The organism is Muricauda sp. SCSIO 65647 (assembly GCF_021534965.1).
In the GTDB taxonomy this organism is placed as follows: domain Bacteria; phylum Bacteroidota; class Bacteroidia; order Flavobacteriales; family Flavobacteriaceae; genus Flagellimonas_A.
Map to the genome: position 1 here is coordinate 3,696,466 of NZ_CP091037.1, position 20,912 is coordinate 3,717,377.

Genomic DNA, 20,912 nt, shown 5'->3' on the forward strand with positions numbered 1-20,912 from the left:
CGGCCTTTCACCTATTGGCCAAGCTATCTGCAACCCTTGATATTATTTTTTCAAAGCCTACGGAAAGAAAAATATTTATACTAATTGTTGTATATAGAAATTTTTTGTTTATTTGCTCTCAACTTTTTGTAGGAATATTTTCACATCAGTATTAATGAACCACGGGAAATAATAATTGGAACGGTATCAAACAATCAAATTGAATATCGAAAGCAGATAAGAAATGAAAACAAAAAACGTACTTCCATTACCATTATTTATGTCTTTCTTTTTTTTGAACTCCTGTTCTAATGGAGGTATAAATTTTGAAGAAAAGAAAGATAGTATCTCAAACATACTGGACAAACAAAGTGTTCAAAATGCCCCGCTTAAAGATAAATTGACTTACAAAGAGTTTCATCTCACCTCCCTTATGGCCGAAGTAATTAAGGTTAATCCTGATTTTGATAAAATATCAGAGTTTAAAACTAGTAAAGGGGAAAGACCTGCCGTCTACATTAAAAGCTTATTACTAGAGAATGATTTGGGGTCAAAAGATGATGTAGACCCCTCTGTTGATGCATTTACTGATTTAGAAGGTGAAACATGGCATCCCGTACTGACACTCATAAATCAAGGTGTCGGTGGAGCTGATAATGCCACATTTGCCGTCAGTAGTTATAATGAAGATACTGGAGTAGAATTTGTTAAAGCCTATCAACTAAACGAAGTCGGAGAACTTGAATTGGTCGATGAAGATTATACCGAAGATGAATTCTCTAAGACGACCAGTAGTAAAGGTAACTTGTCAGTATATTCCTTATCACTGGTAGAATGCGGTCAACAACCCGCCGCAATTAAGAAAATAGCTTATCAAAATTGCGGTAGAAGTGTCGGAACCATCGGAATCGGAGGTGGAACTAGTGGAATTTCAAAGACTAGTTTAAAAATCACAAAAATGAAGATAAAGGATAAAAAAGAGTCCTGGTTAGAGAAAGCCGATGTCCAGATTTATGGCTGGTTTTTTCCATTTAGATCTTCCAACTGTGAAGATACCGCGAATGTTTGTCCACAAGGAAGCCGTGACTACACTGAAGCGATAGATATATGGTATCCTAATAATAAAAAAGGAATCAATCGACTAAATTTGCCAGAATATCGCTTGAGCAAGTATAGCAATAGGGATGTTAGAAAAGAAAGAAATAAAACAATAAATAAACACCTCATGTATGATGACAATCGCCCTGAAAGGGAAAGCGGAGTATATTTAGCGTATGTTATTTATGAATATGACGGGTGGCCAGCCCCACGAAAGTATATTTCATTTAACAATCATAACCGCTTTGTTGACGGCCTACCCTATCGATCCTACAATCAAAAATATCATTTTCAAATTGTTCGTGCCAATCGGGCATTTAAATGGGCCCCCGCTTTTAACGCCGTCAGACCTTTTGGTACAAGAGTAAATAATAGCGTTATCGAGTATACCTATTCTCCAGAACAATAAAGAGTAATATCGACAAATTAAATACAAAAGAGGATTCATTACTTAAGTCTTTTAACATGAAACCTCTATGTTTATAAACTAATTAAATAATTGTCTTATTAGAATTATTTTATGGATTCAACGAAAGAATGCATTCATAAAAAGAACTCTTTTTTTAGGCTTTTTTCGTTCATTGTGATTGCAATACCAATAATCTGTTTTTCTCAAGACTTAGAAAGAAAAGGAAAGTTTTTTTTCAGTTTAGGGCCGGAATATAGAATAACCCCTGTGTACAAACTCAACAATATCAGCCGGGAAGCCCTATTCACTAACCCTGACATGCAAAACTCTGGTATTTCGTTGAATATTGGGGTTAGCTATTACATTACAGAAAGGTTAAGTGTCGGATTTAATAACTCTTTTCGTTACGACTTAATCGTAAATGAATCGGATGGTATGGGGAATAATACAGGTGTTTCCAATGCAAAAAACGACATAATCTTTGGATATCATTTTAGTCTGGGTTATCATTTTCCCGTTTTTAAGAATGGGGACCTGTTCGCCAATGTAGGAGTCTCTCTACTTAACCGAAACACGGGGTTTTCTATTACTGAACCGGTTTTTAATGGCAATGGCGATATAGTTGGCTCAATAACGTCCCAGATGGACTTCGGCTACGGTGCGAATAGAATATCAATAGGGTATGCAAAAGGCAAGTCTAAAGTTATGATAGGAACTTACGTCTCAACGAACACGGGCTATTTTCAGGAGACTACTACATTTTGGGTTCCCTTTATAAATTATAGCTATGATTTTGGAAAGCTATAAATAAAACGAAAGCATTGGCAGTGAATCGGACCTCAGGTAATTCGAAAAAAGGCCATAACCATGAAACTCAACCGGAAATTGTCAATCCGAAAATTAGAAGAATGACATATACCGTTTGATATTATGTCAAAAAGCACTCCTTGCGGCACCAGTAAAATTTTATCGCTTCAGAAAGCCCTGAAACCGCCAGTTTTTCCAATTCATAAAAGGCCTTCTTCTCTTTAAAAGGAAAAACGGTATCAATTCAAGTCTGAATAATTTTCAAAATAAAGGTTCTTAATATCTTCTTAGTTCATCAAATGAAATAACAAAAATAAAATTGTTGTATATAGAAATATTTTTGTTTATTTGCCTTCAATTATATGTAAGAATATTTTTACAGATTTTTGATAAACTACGGAAGATAATAATTGGGACAGTACCAAATAATCAAACTGAACATCGAAAGCAGATAAGAAATAAAAAGACAAAACGAACTATTTCAAACTAGCCATTAACATTAAAATACAACATAAGATGAAACACTTCTACAAAGGGCCATTAGTACGGACACTCATTGCTTTGGCGATTGTCTCTTGTGAGTCTACGTCAATCGAGGGCATTGAGAATATAGAAACTGATGAATCATTGGGTGAGCGAAAAGAATTTATGAAAGAAACCTCCTTATTGATGGGCAGAGTGCTAGCAGATAGGGATGTAAGAAACGAAGTGGTATCAAAAATGGCAGAAATCGATAGCTATGGCGAATTGGCAAGCTTTTCATACTTACTGGGTGAGCGCAATGTACTGCGCAAGAACGAAGTTAAATTATTGAACACCGACAAAGCTTCGTTTTCAAAAGGAAAATCGTTGTTTAGACAGAAACTGATCGATGAAGTTGTCAATAATATTGAAGAGTATGATTACATTTCTTCTCAATTGACCGATCGAAACGTTGATGTCGGTTCCATAAGTTCAAAGTCCAATCAAGATGAAATTGGCCAAGAACTGGCCCAAATATTGGTCAACGAAGAATTGCAGATTTACTTGCCCTATGAAGACAAAATTATTGCGGGCAAGGGTTCTGAGGATGTTTTCTATGTAACCTACGACCCTTTAGAATATACAAAGACCAACGAAGCATTCAAGTACGACCCATCAATCTCTTCCGGTATGGGGCCAACCTTGCAGCCCATTGGGCCTGTTGACGACGATTTTCTAGATGACCATCAGGTCTTTGTCCTATCACCTATAGATAGTTGTGATATTGATGGCAGGAAGTGCAGCTATGAAGAGCTGTTCCCGGTTAGGGATGAAGAGCGAAACGATATTCACCCACCTTTTGCCAAGGGACCCAAATTATTGACCTATAATGTCAATCATAAGGATATAGAAGAAGATGATATTATCAGTACCGTAATGCCGCGTTTTCGGGTAAAGGGCAAAGATTGGTTAGGTTTTGCAGCCACTCACCAAAGAATAGAGGTGTTTCGAGGTTCACCAGATGGAAAAATTTCAGTACGCGGAGGTGCTATTACCGCTGAATCAAATGTGTACAAAATCGGTTATTTCAGGTTTCGTAAAAAAGGTGTGAAGAAAGGTTGGTGGCACAAGGTCAACAGAGAGTTCGATGCTGACTGGAATATGTCGGAAAACGAACAGGTGATCACAATTTTCTCTAAGCACAGGCTAAGGGGTGAAGTAGCTGCGGAACTGAACACCAAGGCTGGGCTCAAACTTGTCAACGGAAAGGTTATGCCCGTGGCCGAAGCGACGATTTCTTCTAAAGTAAAAATTTCTGTTGGAGGGGCCAAACTAAGGGGCAAGGTCCCGCTAACAAGAAGACAGGTACTTTCAACAATAATAGGAAATGGCATTACCAACGAGACCTATACTGATGGTGGCGTAAAGTACAATGTCAAGAAAGTTGGTATTTTCTCTTACTATCTCAAGCATTATTACACTAACCTTTAATAATTGACCCCAAGGCCGATTTGGTCTTGGGGTTTACAGCTATAAGTTATAGCCAACCTTACTTGCTTTGTCCATTGTATCCATACAGTACTGTCTCTGCATCATTATAATCACAATTGACAATCAATGATGTAGCCTCATGAATACAGGTAAGCTCTTTGATTCGCTCCTTTAACTTCTGTTCGGCCATATACACCCGTACAACGTTCTATACTTCTAAATTTTCCATTTTCGTTAGCGCGACCTATCCATCTCGGAATTGACTTTTATCATATCTTTGATAAGATATCGACCCTATTTTTATCGTATATATTGAAAAAACAAAACTTTCACCTCGATAAAGTTTAATCTCAAAGTATGAAAAAACTATTGTATTGTCTTATACTGACTTTCTTAATGACTTTGTTCGCATGTGAAAATAACGATGACATCTCCTCTCCAGACCCAAATCTATTTCTAGGAACCTGGCAGCTGGTAAGCTCAACAATTGATAATGACAATATTGTTTTGGATGAGTGTAGTGAAAACAGCAAATTGATTTTATATTGGTTCAGTGAACAGGATCCCGTAAATAATGCTCAACTCTATGACTATATACTGGATGAGAACGAAGAATGCGTAATAATTGAAAATATAAATGACGCGAGTTGGGCTCCTGCGCTAAACATAGATGCTTCAGGCAACATCACCCCAACTGTGGGTTTAAGGTTCGTATCAAAGGAAAAGGATACAGTGCTACTGGAACTGGACCGTAAAGATGAGCTACTGACCTTGAGTGGGCAATTATCAGTGGGCGGTGAATCGGTTTCCATACGGAGAGAGTACCGTAAACTATTACAACAAATTTAGTATTGACAAAAAAGTTTGGGTTTAGCTGTTAGCTGTGCTTGTCGAAAACATCTCAAAACGCCTGTAGATCTCTTGCTTCCTAGAGCCAATGTTTTAACAGAAAAGAAAAAACAGTTAGAATTCGTATTTAGTTAATTTTTAAATATGGGCTTTTGATATCTTGTTGACCTATTGTTCTTCTCTTCCCTCAGAAATTTAATTCAATTGGCAGCAGTCGCGACTAAAATTTCAATTTTTCATCTTTATCCCAAAGCCCCCAAAAAGCCCCTACGTCACCTTCGGCCCCAACTTTCCAAGATTCATCGAATGATGAAAAATAGAAAATCTCAATAGCTTCTTCTTTTGACCATTTCTGGGTATTTATGAAATACTTTATGAAATTGACCAGAGACGGATGTGCCCCATCTAGATTGGTGCCTTGACTTGGCCATCCCGTTTCTGAAATAATTACTTTTTTGCCACCCCCCGCTCGTTCAGCTTGCCTGAACATATCTTTCATGTACAAAAGGGAATAATCTAGATCACAACCTTCCCAAAACGGATAGCAATTGGCCAAAATAACATCACAAACTTCCGTTATTCTAGGCCGTTCCCGAAATTCGTAGTAGGCATCGACATAACCGACGGGCACATGTGTTATTGCCTCTTTGCCCCTTTTGATAAAGTCCAACAATTCATCCTCGCTCAAATCGCCCCTGTACATGACCTCATTGCCTATGGCCGCAATATCTACAAAACCTTCATTAGCCAATTTTATCAGACCTTCCAACTCTCGATTGTTGATATCGGGGTCGTCGCCCAACCATGCCCCAACAAGGGTTTTGATACCATATTCTTTGGCAATGCGCGGTATGGCCTCATTGCCTTCTGTACAAGAAAATGACCGGATCCAATTTGTATAAGGCTTGATAATCTCCATTCGTCGATGGATCTGATCTTCAGAAATCTGGTCCCCAGGCTGTTGATTTTCCACATATGGGCTAAAACACAGGCCATGCATGCCCTCGTCGAGCACCTCTCGGCAAAGTAGTTTCAGCTCTTTTTCACTTTTACCAGCATAATCCAATGAGGCTAGACTAAGAAATCGTTCTGCTTTGTACGACATTGCTTTCTACTATTTTTGTTAGTTCCTTTCTATTTTAAAACAACAAATTTAAACCGTAATGGCCTTTCTTTTTTCAAGTTCTGCACGTATTTCATTGGCACGCTTTTCAGATACATCATACTTTCGCATGACAAGCATCGCGAAAATTGTACCGGCCATGGGGAAAAAGCAAAAGAACGCCAGTAATCCATCCACCGCAGACTGTTGCCCGGTCGTGGCCAGGTCTGGGTTAAAGCCCACTATTGCAATTATGAGACCACTGAGCGCACCGGCTATGGCAAAACCTACTTTGACCATCCACCAGTAAATTGCACCGAAAATACCTTCTCTACGTTTACCTGAATTGAGTTCATCAATATCTATTACATCTGCGGTCATTGACATCATAATGGTAAACAAACTGCCTATGCCGAAAGAAAAGAAGGGTAGGCCGATGATATACATCCAAGGTTTGCCCGGCACAAAAAGAAAGTACAACATGATGTAACCCACAACTGAAATACCCTGAGACACCATGAAGGCTTTTTTCTTGCCCATAGCCTTGGCCATCCAGGTTACGGTCGGAATCACAATAAAGGTAGTGCCCAGTGCCCCTAAACAACCAAACAAAGATACCCAGATGCCCGAAGCGTCGGCGTCACCGTTGAACAATTTGTATACGACCACGAAAAATGTGAGTGCCGCAACAGTATTGAATGCATTGAAAATCAAGAACGTGGCAATACATATTTTTCTAAACTGACTGATCATGAAGGCCTCTTTAAAACTCTTGATTATCTTTTTCACACTATTGCCAATATTAGCGGAATTCAAAGGCTCATAATTTTCATTAAGCGTCGATTTACTTTTGATAAAAATTGCTGGGACCAAAGCACATATCGCACATGGAATAGCAACCCAAATTGCCAGTTCACGAACGGCCACATCTGCCGAGGGAAACCAATCTTGGTCGTACATGATCACCCAAAACCACGGAGCAATGACCCAGGCCCATTGGCCTATCCATTGGGCAATGGCCATGATATCGGTACGTTCATGAAAATCGTCACTCATCTCATAGCCCATTGCCACATAAGGGACGCTAAAAAAGGTCAGGCCCAGATAAAAAATGATCGACCAGAGAAAGAAATACCAAAAGTTGTATTGCAATGTATCCTCTGCATAGAGCTGCCACATGAATATAAAGGCTATACCCATAATAAGCCCACCAATCAAGACATACTGTTTTCTCCTTCCCCATTTAGATTTGGTATTGTCTGAGATAAAGCCCATAATGGGATCGGTAATCGAATCGAAGATTCTGGGGAAAAAATAGATGAGTGACCACATCCAACCCGGAAATCCCAAATCTTCTACAAGCACCACCATGAAAATTCCGAGAATGGCCGGGAACATTTGGTTGGCAAACATTCCAATTCCAAAAGCCAGCTTTTGACCAAATGGAACACTATCTTTATGTTCAGTACGCATCGGTGAGCTGTGGCATCTTGTTAATTTTTAACGGATTCATCTTTGGCGTGGTTTTCCACTAAAAAACTCCTCTACAGTTTTTTCTGGTATAAATCACAATGCGCTCTACTTCCTTAGCTCCGGCAGGCATTTCTTCCAATTGTAACCCTGGGTAATCATCAGCCTCCTTCCATTTTGCTATGGTAGCGCTGAAAAATGATGAGGCAGCGGAATCTGCTTCATAAACAATCAAATCATAGGCCTCTCCCTTGTCTCCGCCGAAACGGGTCACAACCTGCCATTCACCATCTCTTTTATAAGAAGTATTGGTATGGTCTGATTGCGGATAATACCTGTCATCAGTAGGTCTGATAATGACCCAAATATCTTTTTCATGGCGTTCGGGATAAACGCCCATTGTCAGAATACGACAGTCTACGGAGTCTTTATCGATTGGAGAAACGACTTTCACGGCATTTACCGGCCCGCTGATCTTTAACTTATTGCCTATGGAAACCTGTTCCATTTGGGTATTGTAATTGACCAAATCTGATGAATAGCTGCCATATATCATCAATAAAATACCCGTTATTCCGAACAGTACCGCAAGTTTGGTGTTGAGCAACCTTTTGCCCGAGTTTCCTTTTATACTGCCAAGGATCGCCACCAATGCAAGTAGAACCCCTATTGATATGATTATTATTTTTGTTGACATCTTTCTTTTTTAACTTTTGTTACCTATTTAACCATTCAACACGATTACAATACGCCCCTTCTTTCTTCGAGTAGGGCTTTGATCTCTTTTGCACGCTCTTCAGACAGGCTGTATTTCCACATCACCCAAATAGCCAAGGCTGCTGTTACTACAGGAATAATGATATCCGCGATTCGTAGTTTGGTCAAAGTATCGACCGTTTGTGTGGCCGCATTACCATCAAATCCGATTAATTTCAATACCAGACCTCCTAAAACGAGCGCCAAGCCTTGCCCCAGTTTTACGACCCACCAGTATAATGCCCCAAAGGTACCCTCTTTCCTTGGCATGCCATTGTTGAGCTCATCTAGATCACAGACATCGGCGGTCATACTCATCATCAAGGTGAACAAACTACCCAAACCAAATGACATTAATGGTATTGGAATAAAAGAAAGCCAAACATTATCGGGAGTAAACGCCCACCACTTCAAAGCGTATCCAACTATAGAAAGGGCCGTTGAAATAATAAACGCCTTCTTTTTTCCCCATTTCGTGGCCATTGCCGATACAATCGGAATCACTAAAAATGCCGAGACCAATGCACCTATGGAGCTAAACCAGGCCGGCCATGTCGCGGTGGCTTCATAGCTTCCGTTAAAAATGTAAAAAACGAAAATAAAGAAGCTGAAAGACGCTACGATTTGGTAACCATTAAATACCAAGAAAGTAGCACCACATAGTTTCATAAATGGCTTATTCTTTACGGCCTCTCCTATACTGACAAATAGGTCTTTTAAATTACTGAATATAGAGGAAAAGGTCAATTTTTTTCTATTTCCCATTTGGGCCGAATCCATGCCCCTACAAAAAATAGCCGGCAAAAGCCCGAGTAGCAAACAAGCTACCCCAACATAAATTGCCATGGTTCTTACGCCTTCGGCTTGGTTGCTAAAAATATCTGGATCGGCAATGATCACCCAAAACCAAGGTACAATTACCCAAGCTATTAGACCGACTGTTTGTGAAAATGCCATTAAACGGGTTCGCTCGTTATAATCTGAGGTCATTTCATAGCCCAAGCCGACCAAGGGTGTAGCGAACATGGTATTGCCAATAAGAAAAACCATTGACATAATGAGGAAGTACCAGAAGTTATAGTCTGAAGAATTGTTTTCATTAAGCTGCCAAAGAAAAACAAAGGTAACGGCACTCAGTATGCCCCCAACCAAAATGTAGGGCCTTCTTCTACCCCACTTTGAGCTTGTATTATCAGAAATAAACCCCATAATCGGATCGGTGATCGCATCAAAAAAACGGGGTAATCCACCCAACAAACCTGCCAAAAATGGATCCATACCGAAGGCTGTCAATAAGAAGAACATAAAGAAACCCAGGGCTCCCGGATAAAGGTTCAAAACCAAATGGCCCGCTCCGAAGGCCGCTTTTTGCCCTAAGGGGACTATATCTTTTGCAGCAGTTTTACTTTCAGACATCGTGTTATATTTATCGGTTCTTAAATTTGGTTAGCTATTCTCTGGTATAGTTTCAACCATTATTGTCTGTATGGCCTGTCCGCTTATTTGAACAGCCGTGGAACGCTCTCCCAAAACAAGGGAAAAGTTTCTAGGTTCGGCCTCTTGATTTAAAATGACCACGGCGACCGATCCATCAAGATTTTCAACAGCAGTGACCTGTAATACATCATCTCGGTTTTCAAAGCCTATTCTTATCGCACCGGGCCTGATATAACGACTAAAGTGTACCAATGTATGATATAGGGGTGTGAAGTACACCTCATCAGTTTTGGGATCCACAATGACCGATGCCACACACCAGTTCTTGAACCAATTGGGGCCACCCTGTTTATTCAACACCATGTTCCAGTCGATCCAACCGTCGACCCAATTGTTAAGGCAACCGATAATGTCTCGTGCATACCGGTATACCGGCACATATTTGGGGTGTAGGTGTTTGTCTTCTTCAGGTGCCCAGTCCCAACCCCAATCTGTCGCTTCTTTAGACCAGTACCATGAATCGTCTTGCCATTTGGGCACCTCTGCATCTACACAGGCCTCTGATTGGATCAGATACTTGTCAGGTGCCTTTTTATGGGCGTATTGCAAAGCATCTGGAAATACTTCATACGTGCTGGCGTACCAATGTACCGCGGTACCATCATAATATTTTGAGGTGGCCTCGTTCTTGTACATCTCATCGACCCATTCTTTCAAATGCTCACGGTTTTGGTCGTATCCCAAAATCTTGACTTCGGCTTTGCCATCGGCTTCCAATTTGGGCCCCAAATGGTTCTGTACAAATTGTGTCATTTCCTCAGGGGAATAGTGCATACTTTCCCAGTTATTTCCGTTACCAAGCGGCTCATTTTCCACCGTTAGTCCCCAAATGTCAATACCTTCATTTTTGTATGCGTCAATATACTTGGAAAAAAACAACGCCCAGGTATCATAATATTTTGGCAATAACTTTCCCCCAACATAGTCATTGTTGTCTTTCATCCAGGGTGGGGCGGTCCATGGTGATGCCAAAATCTTGAACCCATCTTTTGATATCGCCATCGCCTCTTTAATAATGGGGATGATGTCATCACGGTCTTCATCAATGGAAAAATGTTCCAGTTCTGTATCGCCCTCGACAGGTGCATAAGAATAATTGTTCAAAGAGAAATCACAAGAGTTCATGTGCGTGCGCGTCAATGAATACCTTGCCCCGTCCTCACCAAAATAGGCTTCCAAAATTTTATGGCGGTTTTGTTTGCCCAGCTGGTTCAACAAATGTGCCGATGCTTCGGTAAACGACCCTCCAAACCCTGTTATGGTCTGAAACTTTTGATCGGGCAACAGTTTTATGGTTGCCGTATTCCCATCGGAAGAAACCGCCGTTATTCTTTCTAGCTTATTGCCATTGGCCGAGGTTTCGTACACCGTCACGTGCAAAGACCGCTGTTTTTCGCTACACCCCAGCATACCCATGGTCAATACGATAAAAATATAATGTTTCGGTGTTCCCATTCCCCGATATCTTACCATTCATTTTTAATGATGAGCGTTGATTTCACTTGCCGTAGGGGGTACCAATACTTCACTCAGCAATGCCTCTTTATCACCATTATAGGTTTTTGTTATGGGGTTGCCATTTCTGGTCAATCCTTCAAACATACCTTTGTCCACCTCGTCCCAAAGCGCATATTTGGCCTTGCCATCAACCGTAAACAGGCCAAAGTGCTTTTCAGAATTTCCTGGATTGTTACCACCTTTCCATGGCTCATCAAAACCTTCGAAATAAAAGCATGACATTTTGGCTTCGTTTGTCCAGTCACGCATGTGTTGATAGTACAATGCTTCTTTGTACTCGTCACAGGCTTTAGAGCCCTTTGGCCCATAATAACCATCAGAAAAACTTGCCCACCCCGTTTCACCGATATGAATGGACTTGCTGATCCCCAGACTTTCCATATAATCCTTTACGGCTTGGTATTGGGCCATGGCATAATGTTTTGCCCTTAGCATGGCCACATCAACTATTTCCAAATGGGTCATGTCTGTATGTCCTTCAATCGGTTTTTGCCAAAATTCTGGCTGGTAGTGCGTGTCGTGCATTGGGTAGGTATGAATGGAAAGGAAATCTACCGCTTCTATTAATTTATTCAAATCCTCGACATGGTATTCGTCTCCACCGCCACCCCATGACGCAAAATTATCGGAGCTTGTAACCCATAAATCCTTTGAAAGCTTTCCTTCTTTTTTAAGGTCTTGTAAATGGTTGACCCATTTTAAGATTACGTCGGGTTGCACATAGTAGTCAGCTGCCCATTTGACCATGGCCTCATTGCCAACGGCCAGCACCTTTACGATGTCAGGATACTTGTTGGCAAGCCTGACGGCTTCCTCAACCTGTGGTTTGTTGTCTGCACTTTCTTGGTTGTGATCCGGTTCCATACCCGTCCAGGCATTAAGACAATCAATCCATATACCCAGCATAACATACATTTCCAATTCAGGGTCTTCTTTTTTCAGCTCAGTGATGGCCTGTAGCAAGTTAGCTGCTTGTGGTTTATGTACTTTATAGGTACGAAGCACTTTAATGCCCATTGCGGCCAATATTTTTACATCCTCCTTAAGCTCGTCCATTGTTGGCTCAATGTTATGGTCGGCATATCGGTACCCTCCGTATGACATGGCCAAATATTCAGGGTGTCCTAAAATGTCCTTTGCGCTTAGACTCAATTCTTTCGTCACGGTTTCGGTTTTGCTTTCTGTTTTTGAATTGTTTTTGCATGAAAATATGAATACTGGCAACAACAAGTACATCATTATTCTTATATGGTGCTTCATCTGTATCATGCCTATTTCTATTTTTTGAAGGATACGATTATTTTCTCGATTGCTCCAGTTCTATTCAAAACTTTGGCACTTGTTTCAGCATCGAGTTCAAGGCTGTCGAATTCAAGCGTCGTATTTTCATGGAAATCTACTTTTATGCCCTCCCTTTCTCCCAATTCATAAACAATCGGCACTTGACAATAGGTAAAACAAAGAGCGTCTTTTTCCAATTCAATTTTTTGCACTTCTTTTTTAACGTTAGTGTATTTGAAGGTCTTAGCGTGCTGTAAATACTCTTCTTTTCGTAACAAGTGCGGACTGAAAATCAATCTGCCGCCCTTTACAAAAACGCCCAGTTCACCGAAGCGACTAAGGATATCTTCTTTTACCTGACCTGTCATTCCCGGTTGTTGGGCTCCCTTTCCTGCAGGGGTATGGGAATAGGGATCCGTAGGAAAAGCACCATATAATTCAGGCGACTTATGCACCCCTATGCCTTCATTGATTTCATAATAATGTTCTAGCAACCGACCTATGATCTCCTCATTTTCCTTTTCATCAATCGCCCTCAAACAGGTTTCTTGAACAGCAAGAAGTAACTTAGAAACCATGTGCCAGTAGATCGAGCCCAGCCCTTCATAGCCAAAGAACGTTCCCGATCGCCCTGTAAAGGCCTTGTGGTTAAAAACTTCCTCGAAAGCTTGCAATAGCAATGGGGCATCCTTTTTTACGAGATCTCCATATTTTTCAGGTAATTGTGCCAAGGCCTCTTTTAAGCTATTGGCATTGTTGAAATTTCCATTGAAATGATAACCCCCATCAATATCTTTCTCTATTATTTCTGTATTCCCATCTTCTAGAAGCCGATTTGCCAAATCTGATTCTGCAATATTGGCCGATGGTATGTTGTTCTTTCGCGAAAAACGGGGAAGTTCTTTATTGGGATATAGAATATAGCTATACTGATCATGCCTAAAAAGTGTACTGTTCTTGAGTGCATCCAAGACTTCGAGAGAAGCTTTGCCCGACAGATATTTGGCGCTAAGTACCGCCACCTGACCTTCCAACATCTCTGATAGATATGAAATGGAAACTTCCGTATCATTCTCGACCGTCATCAAATTATAGGCGTGATATAGGTTGTCAGGGCGTTTGTTGGCATCTATACTATGCTCTAAGTATTGCCGGGTAACCTGAACAAATTTCAGCACATCTGTCTTTGTAATGGTTGTTTTATTGGCACTAAAACCCTTTTTATAAATTGTGTTTCTGTACTGGCTACCAGCATTTCCCAATCCATCCACCACAGTTTTTCTATCCGTGTCAGAAACCTTACCGGAAAGAATTGATTGGTTTTTGATAAGTACATCGGTTACATTATTGAAAAATAAGATGAGTTCTTCTGAAAGATAATAGCCATCATTTGGTATTGTTTCAACCAAATCTTCAAAGAACTTTAAAAACCTTCTCAGATAGTACAAGGTGACCATAGAGATACCATTGCCCACCAAGGCATTATTGGCATCGTTCCATTCGGGTCTTTGGGTGTTCATCCAAATACCTCCCTCGGGTATCAAATTGGACACTTTCGCCAAAACCGTGGCCAGTAATTTTTCAAGCAGGTTTACATGATGGATCGATTGATGGGCATCTTTCAACAAGGCTGCATCGGCACCTATTTGTCCTCTTTCCCTATTGATCTCATCATCGAGTTCAGCATCAAAGAGAATAGTGTCTTTTGGGTCTTTAAGAATATCCCCGTAGTCTTTTATTTTATAGGGCACATTGGCGTACACAAAAATATTTTCATTGAAATATGTCGCCAATTTGCTGGGGTAATGGTCTTCAATAAATTCTAAAAATTTTAGGAGATAAATAATTTGATGGTCTCCCCAATAACCGATGTATGACCAAGGGTCATCGGGTTCTATGGTTTCCCAATCAAAACCGCCCTTGGTCACCCGATATGGGTTATAGCCATCAAAAGTGGTCGCGTTGACAAACTTGAAGATCATGCTCTCAATAAAGACTGGATAAGAGTGCGCCAAGGCTTCCCAATTTTGAAAAATATCGCGCCAATTGCCCTCATAATCCAAAATCTTTTTGCCGTCATCTGTTTCGGTATTGATCGAGAACTTATTCCATGGACGGCTTGGATCGCCATGTCTTCTGCTAAATTTCAAGGGCATGTATTCACAAGCCAGTCTTTTGAAATCGGCATCTTGGCTATCTTCAGTACATTTTTTCAAAAAACTGCACGAAAATTTGTCGGGAAGTTCTTCTATGGCCGTCTTCTTGCGCTGATAAACTTTTTTATTTGCCTTTTCAATATAGTTGCGAAAATCTGTTCTTTCAATTTCATAGCCGTTATCAAAAATACCTCCACGCATGATATTGAAGAGTACGTTTGAAAAATGCCGTGTATCCCTCATTTTATCTGCTGTCAGTTGTATGGCATCTGCAGCAGTATTCAACCTTAACAATTCTTCAGAGCCTTTTTGAATATCCTTTTCGATAAGACCAAAAAGGTTCTTTTCTGTTTTGATCAAATGGGAAATCTCGGCCATATCAACTTTTGACTGATTTACCTCGGCGATCAACATCCAGTGCTTTTCGGCATTTGGTTTTAAACTGACATCCGCATTTACGAAATAAGCTCCCTTTTCGGCTTTGATGTCCACTTCTTGCTCAATTGCCCGTCCACCCCTAAAAGCATCCAACTGCATGGAAGAAAGCAAGTGTTTTGCTTTTTCCAAACCTGTTGACCAAACCGTGGTCGCTTTCAACGCTTCACTGGGCTCTGCCCTATCAACGATGATTGCACTGAGGGCATAAATGCCCAAACCTATATCGGTTTCAAGCTCGTTTTTCTTATAGGCATCTACAAGATTGCTACTTGCATTTTGCAATGCCGAAGCCACACCATAGGTCATGATATTCTGAATTCCATCCAGAACCGCTATTTTGACCTCATCTTCGCCGTTATTGACAAGGGTCGATTTCTTTACAAAACCAAATCTGCTGCTAGCGTTCCAATGGTAGCGAAAGGTCAGGCCCAAATCTTCATTTATTTCTTCAAAGACAATTTTGTTGCCATAGCTGTTTTTGTAAAGATTTCTATGGATTTCATAGATACCTGGATATGTATCTGAAAAAGGCTCCCACAAGAAGACTTTTCCCTTGGCCTGTACCTTAAGTATGGTCTTGCTGCCTGTTATATCGGCTGATTCTGTTATTTTATCATCTGTATAGTACGGAAACAAAGCCGACTCAGCGTTTTGTCTACCGGCCGATAATCCGCCATTGCTCGAGATGAACATCCAATGATTTGAATGGCTCACAATGCTCATGAAGAAAGGGCGCATGGCATCATAGTTTGAGATCTTGTAATAGTCTTCTTCTTCAAACTGAACCTGTTGGCCCTTGATTTCCTTTTTAGCCGTCTCGATTTTTGAGTTGCCTATATAAATATCCTTTCCAGACATTGATTTGATTCGATTCGATTTGAACAATGATTAAAGCAATGAAGGGTCGCTACACAAATATGCATCGACCCTTTATTAAACCTTATTTTCAATTCGCCGTAATGGCGAAGTCATCTACATAAAAGGTCACGTCTGCCGGTGTATTGCCTCCGTCAATATTACCAGGTTTAACGACTAACATGGTGTATACGGTTTCGTCCATGCTGTTTGGAAATGCATTGGCAGATAAATCAAAAGACATTTCTACCCACTCATTGGCCGAAGTCAGGGTCTGGTTATACGGCGCTGGATTACCAATCATACCACCATCATTGGGTATAGCGACAATCTCCAATCGTATTTCTTGATTGGGCAATGTACTATATATTTTAAAGGTAATGGTAGAATTGTTGGTAAATGTACCCGTAGCAAATACATTCTGAAAACCACCAAATCCGTCGGCACCACTAGGCTTTGTAAATTGATATACTTTGTCAGAGGTATTGATACCACCAGAAACGGGATTGTCAACAATTTCCTTAGTCTGCAATGAACCAAAAGATTCATTGAACCCTTCACAGTTTTCAAAGTCTACCGGAAAGGCGGTAACATCCATAGTGGGGCCACCGGAGCATCCACCTCCTCCAGAACTTCCGTTGCTGCACAGCCTTATGTTGTCGAACTGTATGGTCCAGTCAGCGCTGCCGTCGCCCGCCGTGCCGTTGTCCATGATGAGCGTGATGGCGGTGACGGCGCCCATATTGCCCGCCACGGCGCTAAAGTCATAGGTGATGGTCTCCCAGCCCGTTCCGGACGTTGGAACGATCACCTCGATGTTCAGCCCCTCCAACTTGAACAGGAGCTGCCTCACGGCTACCGAGTACACGTCTATCGAGAACACGCCCGAGTCGAAATCGATGTCAGGGTCGACCTCAATGGTGATGCCCCCGAAGACCTCGCCCGCATTCTTGACATACTGCCCCACTTTGGCGCTCATGTTCACCGAAGTGTCGGGATTGTCGATGATTGTACCGACCCCGCCGCCAAAATTGCTGAAGATGCTGTCGTCAGACGCTTCGAAGTCGTTCACCAGTTCACCACCGGCACAGGCCTCTAGTGTATTGCCCCCGCCCGAGCTTTCGTTGCTGCACAGCCTTATGTTGTCGAACTGTATGGTCCAGTCAGCGCTGCCGTCGCCCGCAGTGCCGTTGTCCATGATGAGCGTGATGGCGGTGACGGCGCCCATATTGCCCGCCACGGCGCTAAAGTCATAGGTGATGGTCTCCCAGCCCGTTCCGGACGTTGGAACGATCACCTCGATGTTCAGCCCCTCCAACTTGAACAGGAGCTGCCTCACGGCTACCGAGTACACGTCTATTGAGAACACGCCCGAGTCGAAATCGATGTCAGGGTCGACCTCAATGGTGATGCCCCCGAAGACCTCGCCCGCATTCTTGACATACTGCCCCACTTTGGCGCTCATGTTCACCGAAGTGTCGGGATTGTCGATGATCGTACCGACCCCGCCGCCAAAATTGCTGAAGATGCTGTCGTCGGACGCTTCGAAGTCGTTCACCAGTTCACCGCCGGCACAGGCCTCAATGGAACCGCCCATATTACCGCCCGATGTGGTTTCTACTTGCTCAACATCATCAATGTAGAAAGTACCTGCCGTGGTACCTGGGCCATCAACAAATAAGGTCAGTCTAGAAAAACTGTCAGAAGAAGTGAAATCAAAGGAAATCATCTCCCAGCCGGTTCCGCCATGACTTGCCGTAACTTCTGTATCGGTACCGGTTCCCTCTTCCAATTTCAACAACACATCTATGGGTGCATCTGACCAAAAATTCATGGTGACGGTCTTGTCATCCGTTAAATCCAAAGGCATTCCCAAATTGAAAAAGATGCCTTCAAACTCGGCCCCAATATTGGTAATGGCCCCTACTTGCGATGCAACATCGTTGGACCCCCCAGGTGCTGGATTGGCCACAATTTCAAAAGCCGCCCCACCAAACGTACCCACATCGTAATTTACATTCGAATCGTCAAAGGTAATCGGTGTGGTAATCGATTCTGGAACCACAATGACCAATTGGTCTTCAAAAGTACTGGAAGCCCCCGCGTTGTTTGAAGCAGTGAGCGTAACCGTGTAGGTACCCGTTTCATAGGTTTTTACCGGGTCGATTTCAGTCGATGTGGTTCCATCCCCAAAATTCCATTCAAATGAATCTGCATTTTCTGACAGATTGATAAATGTTACGGTACCCGAGTCTTCAATGAACGTTTGCGTAAATCTAGCTATGATCTCAGGAAGTTTATTGGCATCGTCATCGTCTTCACATCCTAAAAAGGACATGGCCAAAATCATGACGAAAAGAATTCTGGCTTTAATTGGTACTAGTCTCATTTTTTATAGAAGTTAGTTTAGTTTATTATCAAATACTCTCTCATATTCATATACTCTCACATAGTCCACTATCATGGTTTGTGGAAACTCGGTCTCTTCATTGGGCATACCTACAAAAGTGCCCCCTACCGCAAGATTCACCAGAATAAAGAAAGGCTTGTCAAAAACCCAAGGACCTGTTACATCTTCTGGGGTAATTTGATTGTACAGTACATCATCAACATAGAAGTTTACAAATTCAGGACCCCACTCAATACCAAAAATGTGGAACCCCGTATCAAAGCGGTCGTTTTCAAGGGTAAACTCTTTAGAAATCGCCTCTCCGGCCGAGTATCCCGGACCATGAACGCTTCCAATCAGTACAGAAGGTTCTTGGCCCCTATATTCCATGATATCAATTTCTCCGGCTCCTGGCCATGGGTTTTCATCAATATCTGCGCCCAACATCCAAAATGCGGGCCAAATACCTTGACCCCAAGGCAAACGAATTCGAGCTTCAAACCTTCCATATTTTTGCTCAAACAAGTCTTTGGTCAACAATCTTGCAGAGGTAAATTGGGCTCCTTCAAAAGATTCTTCACGGGCGGTAATCAGCAATACTCCATTTTCTACAATTACGTTTTCAGAACGATCTGTATAATATTGTAGCTCTTGATTGCCCCAGCCATCACCATCGGGCCCTCTACCAATATCGTAGGCCCAAAGACTTTGATCGGGTGCGCCGTCAGAATCAAATTCGTCAGCTAAAACTAGGGTGGTCAACGTAGTTACCATCTGCTCATCATCGGTCTCACAGCCTAAAAAAACCACTGTGACCACAAATAATGCTGAACAAAAAAGAGATGTTCCAATTCTTTTATAATTCGATGTCTTATTCATATTTGCATTTTTTTGTCCCTACTCTCTGTAGAGGTATATGTTGTCAACTGATATATTTGAAATAGTACTTGAAACGAAGCTTACCTGTGCAAGGTTACTGGTACTGGTCAAGCCTGTAAATCCTCCACCCGTTCCATTGGAAAAGCCGGTAAGCGGTATGTCTATACCGACCCATTCACCACTTGCCAATTGTGAATCGTCAATGGGCGTTGCTGCACCGACCGAATCATCAGAGTTCAAACCGTTGGCGACCCCATTGGCGCCAAAATCAGCCAGCTCGATGGTCAACGCATCGCCCGCATCAAGGGCCTCATCAATTTTTACATCAACATGAATATGGGTCATTTGGGTGGCGTCTACGGTTGGATTGGAAAACTCTACCGACACAAAGTTTAGATTGGTATAGCGAATAACGCTTTGGTCGGCAACCGCTATTGCCCCGCCAAGGGTCGTGGAACCACCAAAAAATCCATTAAAAAAGTCAACATTTATATTGTTGTACGAATCGCTAAATATCGAAATCACGTCTTCAGGGTTTCGTGCTGGCGGAATGGGCGCAAAGTCAAAGGGCCCCAATACGTTCAACTGCAAAGAACCAGCAGCGGCAACATTTGCCAAAGTAGCCGTGATATTGGCCTCACCAATCGCCAATACTGATACGACCCCCAACTCATTTACAGTGGCAACCGCATTGTCTGAAGATTCAAAATCAAAATAAGAAGGTTTTACCAATACCGTTACATTGTCTCCTGAGCCCACATTGAACGTCTGGGTGAGACCGGTCAATGTAATCGGGATATCCAAGAAGGCTTCTTGTGCTACATCGGCACCGTTCAAAATAGCAGGTCTAGCCTGAGCCACCGTACCTAATTTTTCAAATTTGATTTCATCGAACCAAAGAACGTATCCGCTTTCATCGTCTTCATTCTCTGCACCTTCGGCCAACCAGAACAAGCCTGTTAGGTTATTTAACTTTGAGGCATCCGGTATCGGAATCACATATTTCTCCCATCGGGTACTGACCAGCAAATTTTGCATCGTCACCTGAAATTTATTGTTGGTACTACCATCGATACCAAATCCTATTTCATTAATGTCTGCCGCTTTGGATGCCTTGGCATAAAATGTTAACGCATCAAAACCAGAGACATCTCTATTAGCCGTTGTATTAAAAGCAGCACCTACAAAACCATTGCCAAAAGCGGGCACATCAAATCGCATTGATGCGCTGCCCGCAAAAGCCTCGTCGGTATCTACGCTAAAAGCTTCAGGGTCAGCACCACCGTCCACAAAGGGAAAATAGTCCAATCCTGCAGAAAAAGTATCGATGAAGACATCGCCATTCGGCGGGAAGGTGGCAAACTCCACATCATCTGAAAAGTCTCTTTCACAGCTTGAAAAAGCAATGAGCGTCAAGCCAAAAAGAAGTACAAAACGTGTATTGATATATTTAGAATTTTTCATTTTTCAATCTTT

The 20,912-nt window shown here is 41.9% G+C and carries 15 protein-coding genes; 4 read left to right on the forward strand and 11 right to left on the reverse strand.

All coding sequences use genetic code 11. The features are described 5' to 3' along the window. The first annotated feature begins 223 nt into the window (after positions 1 to 223). From L0P89_RS16420 to L0P89_RS16430, 3 genes are all read left to right on the forward strand, one after another. Positions 224 to 1,486, forward strand: coding sequence for a hypothetical protein (locus tag L0P89_RS16420; RefSeq protein WP_235266202.1), 1,263 nt, complete (start codon positions 224 to 226; stop codon positions 1,484 to 1,486). Between the two features lie 111 nt (positions 1,487 to 1,597). After that, positions 1,598 to 2,293: a hypothetical protein gene (locus L0P89_RS16425; protein WP_235266203.1), complete on the forward strand. Its 696-nt coding sequence runs from the start codon at positions 1,598 to 1,600 to the stop codon at positions 2,291 to 2,293. Positions 2,294 to 2,809: 516 nt separating this feature from the next. Next, positions 2,810 to 4,246 carry a hypothetical protein gene (locus L0P89_RS16430; RefSeq protein ID WP_235266204.1) on the forward strand — a complete coding sequence of 479 codons (1,437 nt, stop codon included), beginning with the start codon at positions 2,810 to 2,812 and terminating at the stop codon, positions 4,244 to 4,246. A gap of 58 nt (positions 4,247 to 4,304) precedes the next feature. Here L0P89_RS16430 and L0P89_RS16990 read toward each other — a convergent pair whose 3' ends face one another. Beyond that, positions 4,305 to 4,436: a hypothetical protein gene (locus tag L0P89_RS16990; protein ID WP_262911458.1), complete on the reverse strand. Its 132-nt coding sequence runs from the start codon at positions 4,434 to 4,436 to the stop codon at positions 4,305 to 4,307. A gap of 167 nt (positions 4,437 to 4,603) precedes the next feature. Between L0P89_RS16990 and L0P89_RS16435 the strand changes: the two genes are divergently transcribed. After that, positions 4,604 to 5,095 (forward strand): hypothetical protein, encoded by a 492-nt coding sequence (locus L0P89_RS16435; RefSeq protein WP_235266205.1) that lies wholly within the window; start codon positions 4,604 to 4,606, stop codon positions 5,093 to 5,095. 220 nt (positions 5,096 to 5,315) lie between these two features. On the opposite strand, the gene L0P89_RS16440 is transcribed toward L0P89_RS16435, so the two are convergent. The 10 genes from L0P89_RS16440 to L0P89_RS16485 all read right to left on the reverse strand — a co-directional run bounded on the left by L0P89_RS16440 (position 5,316) and on the right by L0P89_RS16485 (position 20,900). Next, positions 5,316 to 6,200 carry a glycosyl hydrolase family 17 protein gene (locus tag L0P89_RS16440; RefSeq protein ID WP_235266206.1) on the reverse strand — a complete coding sequence of 295 codons (885 nt, stop codon included), beginning with the start codon at positions 6,198 to 6,200 and terminating at the stop codon, positions 5,316 to 5,318. Between the two features lie 48 nt (positions 6,201 to 6,248). After that, positions 6,249 to 7,670, reverse strand: coding sequence for an MFS transporter (locus L0P89_RS16445; protein WP_235266207.1), 1,422 nt, complete (start codon positions 7,668 to 7,670; stop codon positions 6,249 to 6,251). Positions 7,671 to 7,728: 58 nt separating this feature from the next. Then, positions 7,729 to 8,364 carry a hypothetical protein gene (locus tag L0P89_RS16450; protein WP_235266208.1) on the reverse strand — a complete coding sequence of 212 codons (636 nt, stop codon included), beginning with the start codon at positions 8,362 to 8,364 and terminating at the stop codon, positions 7,729 to 7,731. A 44-nt stretch (positions 8,365 to 8,408) separates the two neighbouring features. Continuing rightward, a complete protein-coding gene (locus tag L0P89_RS16455; RefSeq protein ID WP_235266209.1) occupies positions 8,409 to 9,839 on the reverse strand; it encodes an MFS transporter in 1,431 nt (476 codons plus the stop codon). Positions 9,840 to 9,869: 30 nt separating this feature from the next. After that, the gene (locus L0P89_RS16460) at positions 9,870 to 11,336 is read right to left on the reverse strand and encodes a glycoside hydrolase family 30 protein (RefSeq protein ID WP_409557579.1); all 1,467 of its coding nucleotides are present in this window, start codon (positions 11,334 to 11,336) and stop codon (positions 9,870 to 9,872) included. 63 nt (positions 11,337 to 11,399) lie between these two features. Next, the gene (locus tag L0P89_RS16465) at positions 11,400 to 12,698 is read right to left on the reverse strand and encodes a glycosyl hydrolase family 17 protein (protein ID WP_235268064.1); all 1,299 of its coding nucleotides are present in this window, start codon (positions 12,696 to 12,698) and stop codon (positions 11,400 to 11,402) included. Between the two features lie 17 nt (positions 12,699 to 12,715). Further along, positions 12,716 to 16,171, reverse strand: a complete 3,456-nt coding sequence (locus tag L0P89_RS16470) for a hypothetical protein (protein ID WP_235266211.1) — start codon at positions 16,169 to 16,171, stop codon at positions 12,716 to 12,718. An 88-nt stretch (positions 16,172 to 16,259) separates the two neighbouring features. Beyond that, complete coding sequence (locus L0P89_RS16475; protein ID WP_235266212.1) at positions 16,260 to 18,557, reverse strand: PKD domain-containing protein; 2,298 nt, start codon at positions 18,555 to 18,557, stop codon at positions 16,260 to 16,262. A gap of 12 nt (positions 18,558 to 18,569) precedes the next feature. Further along, on the reverse strand, positions 18,570 to 19,436 hold the full coding sequence (locus tag L0P89_RS16480; RefSeq protein ID WP_235266213.1) for a family 16 glycosylhydrolase: 867 nt from the start codon (positions 19,434 to 19,436) through the stop codon (positions 18,570 to 18,572). Positions 19,437 to 19,454: 18 nt separating this feature from the next. Continuing rightward, a complete protein-coding gene (locus L0P89_RS16485; protein WP_235266214.1) occupies positions 19,455 to 20,900 on the reverse strand; it encodes an Ig-like domain-containing protein in 1,446 nt (481 codons plus the stop codon). Between the last annotated feature and the right edge of the window lie 12 nt (positions 20,901 to 20,912).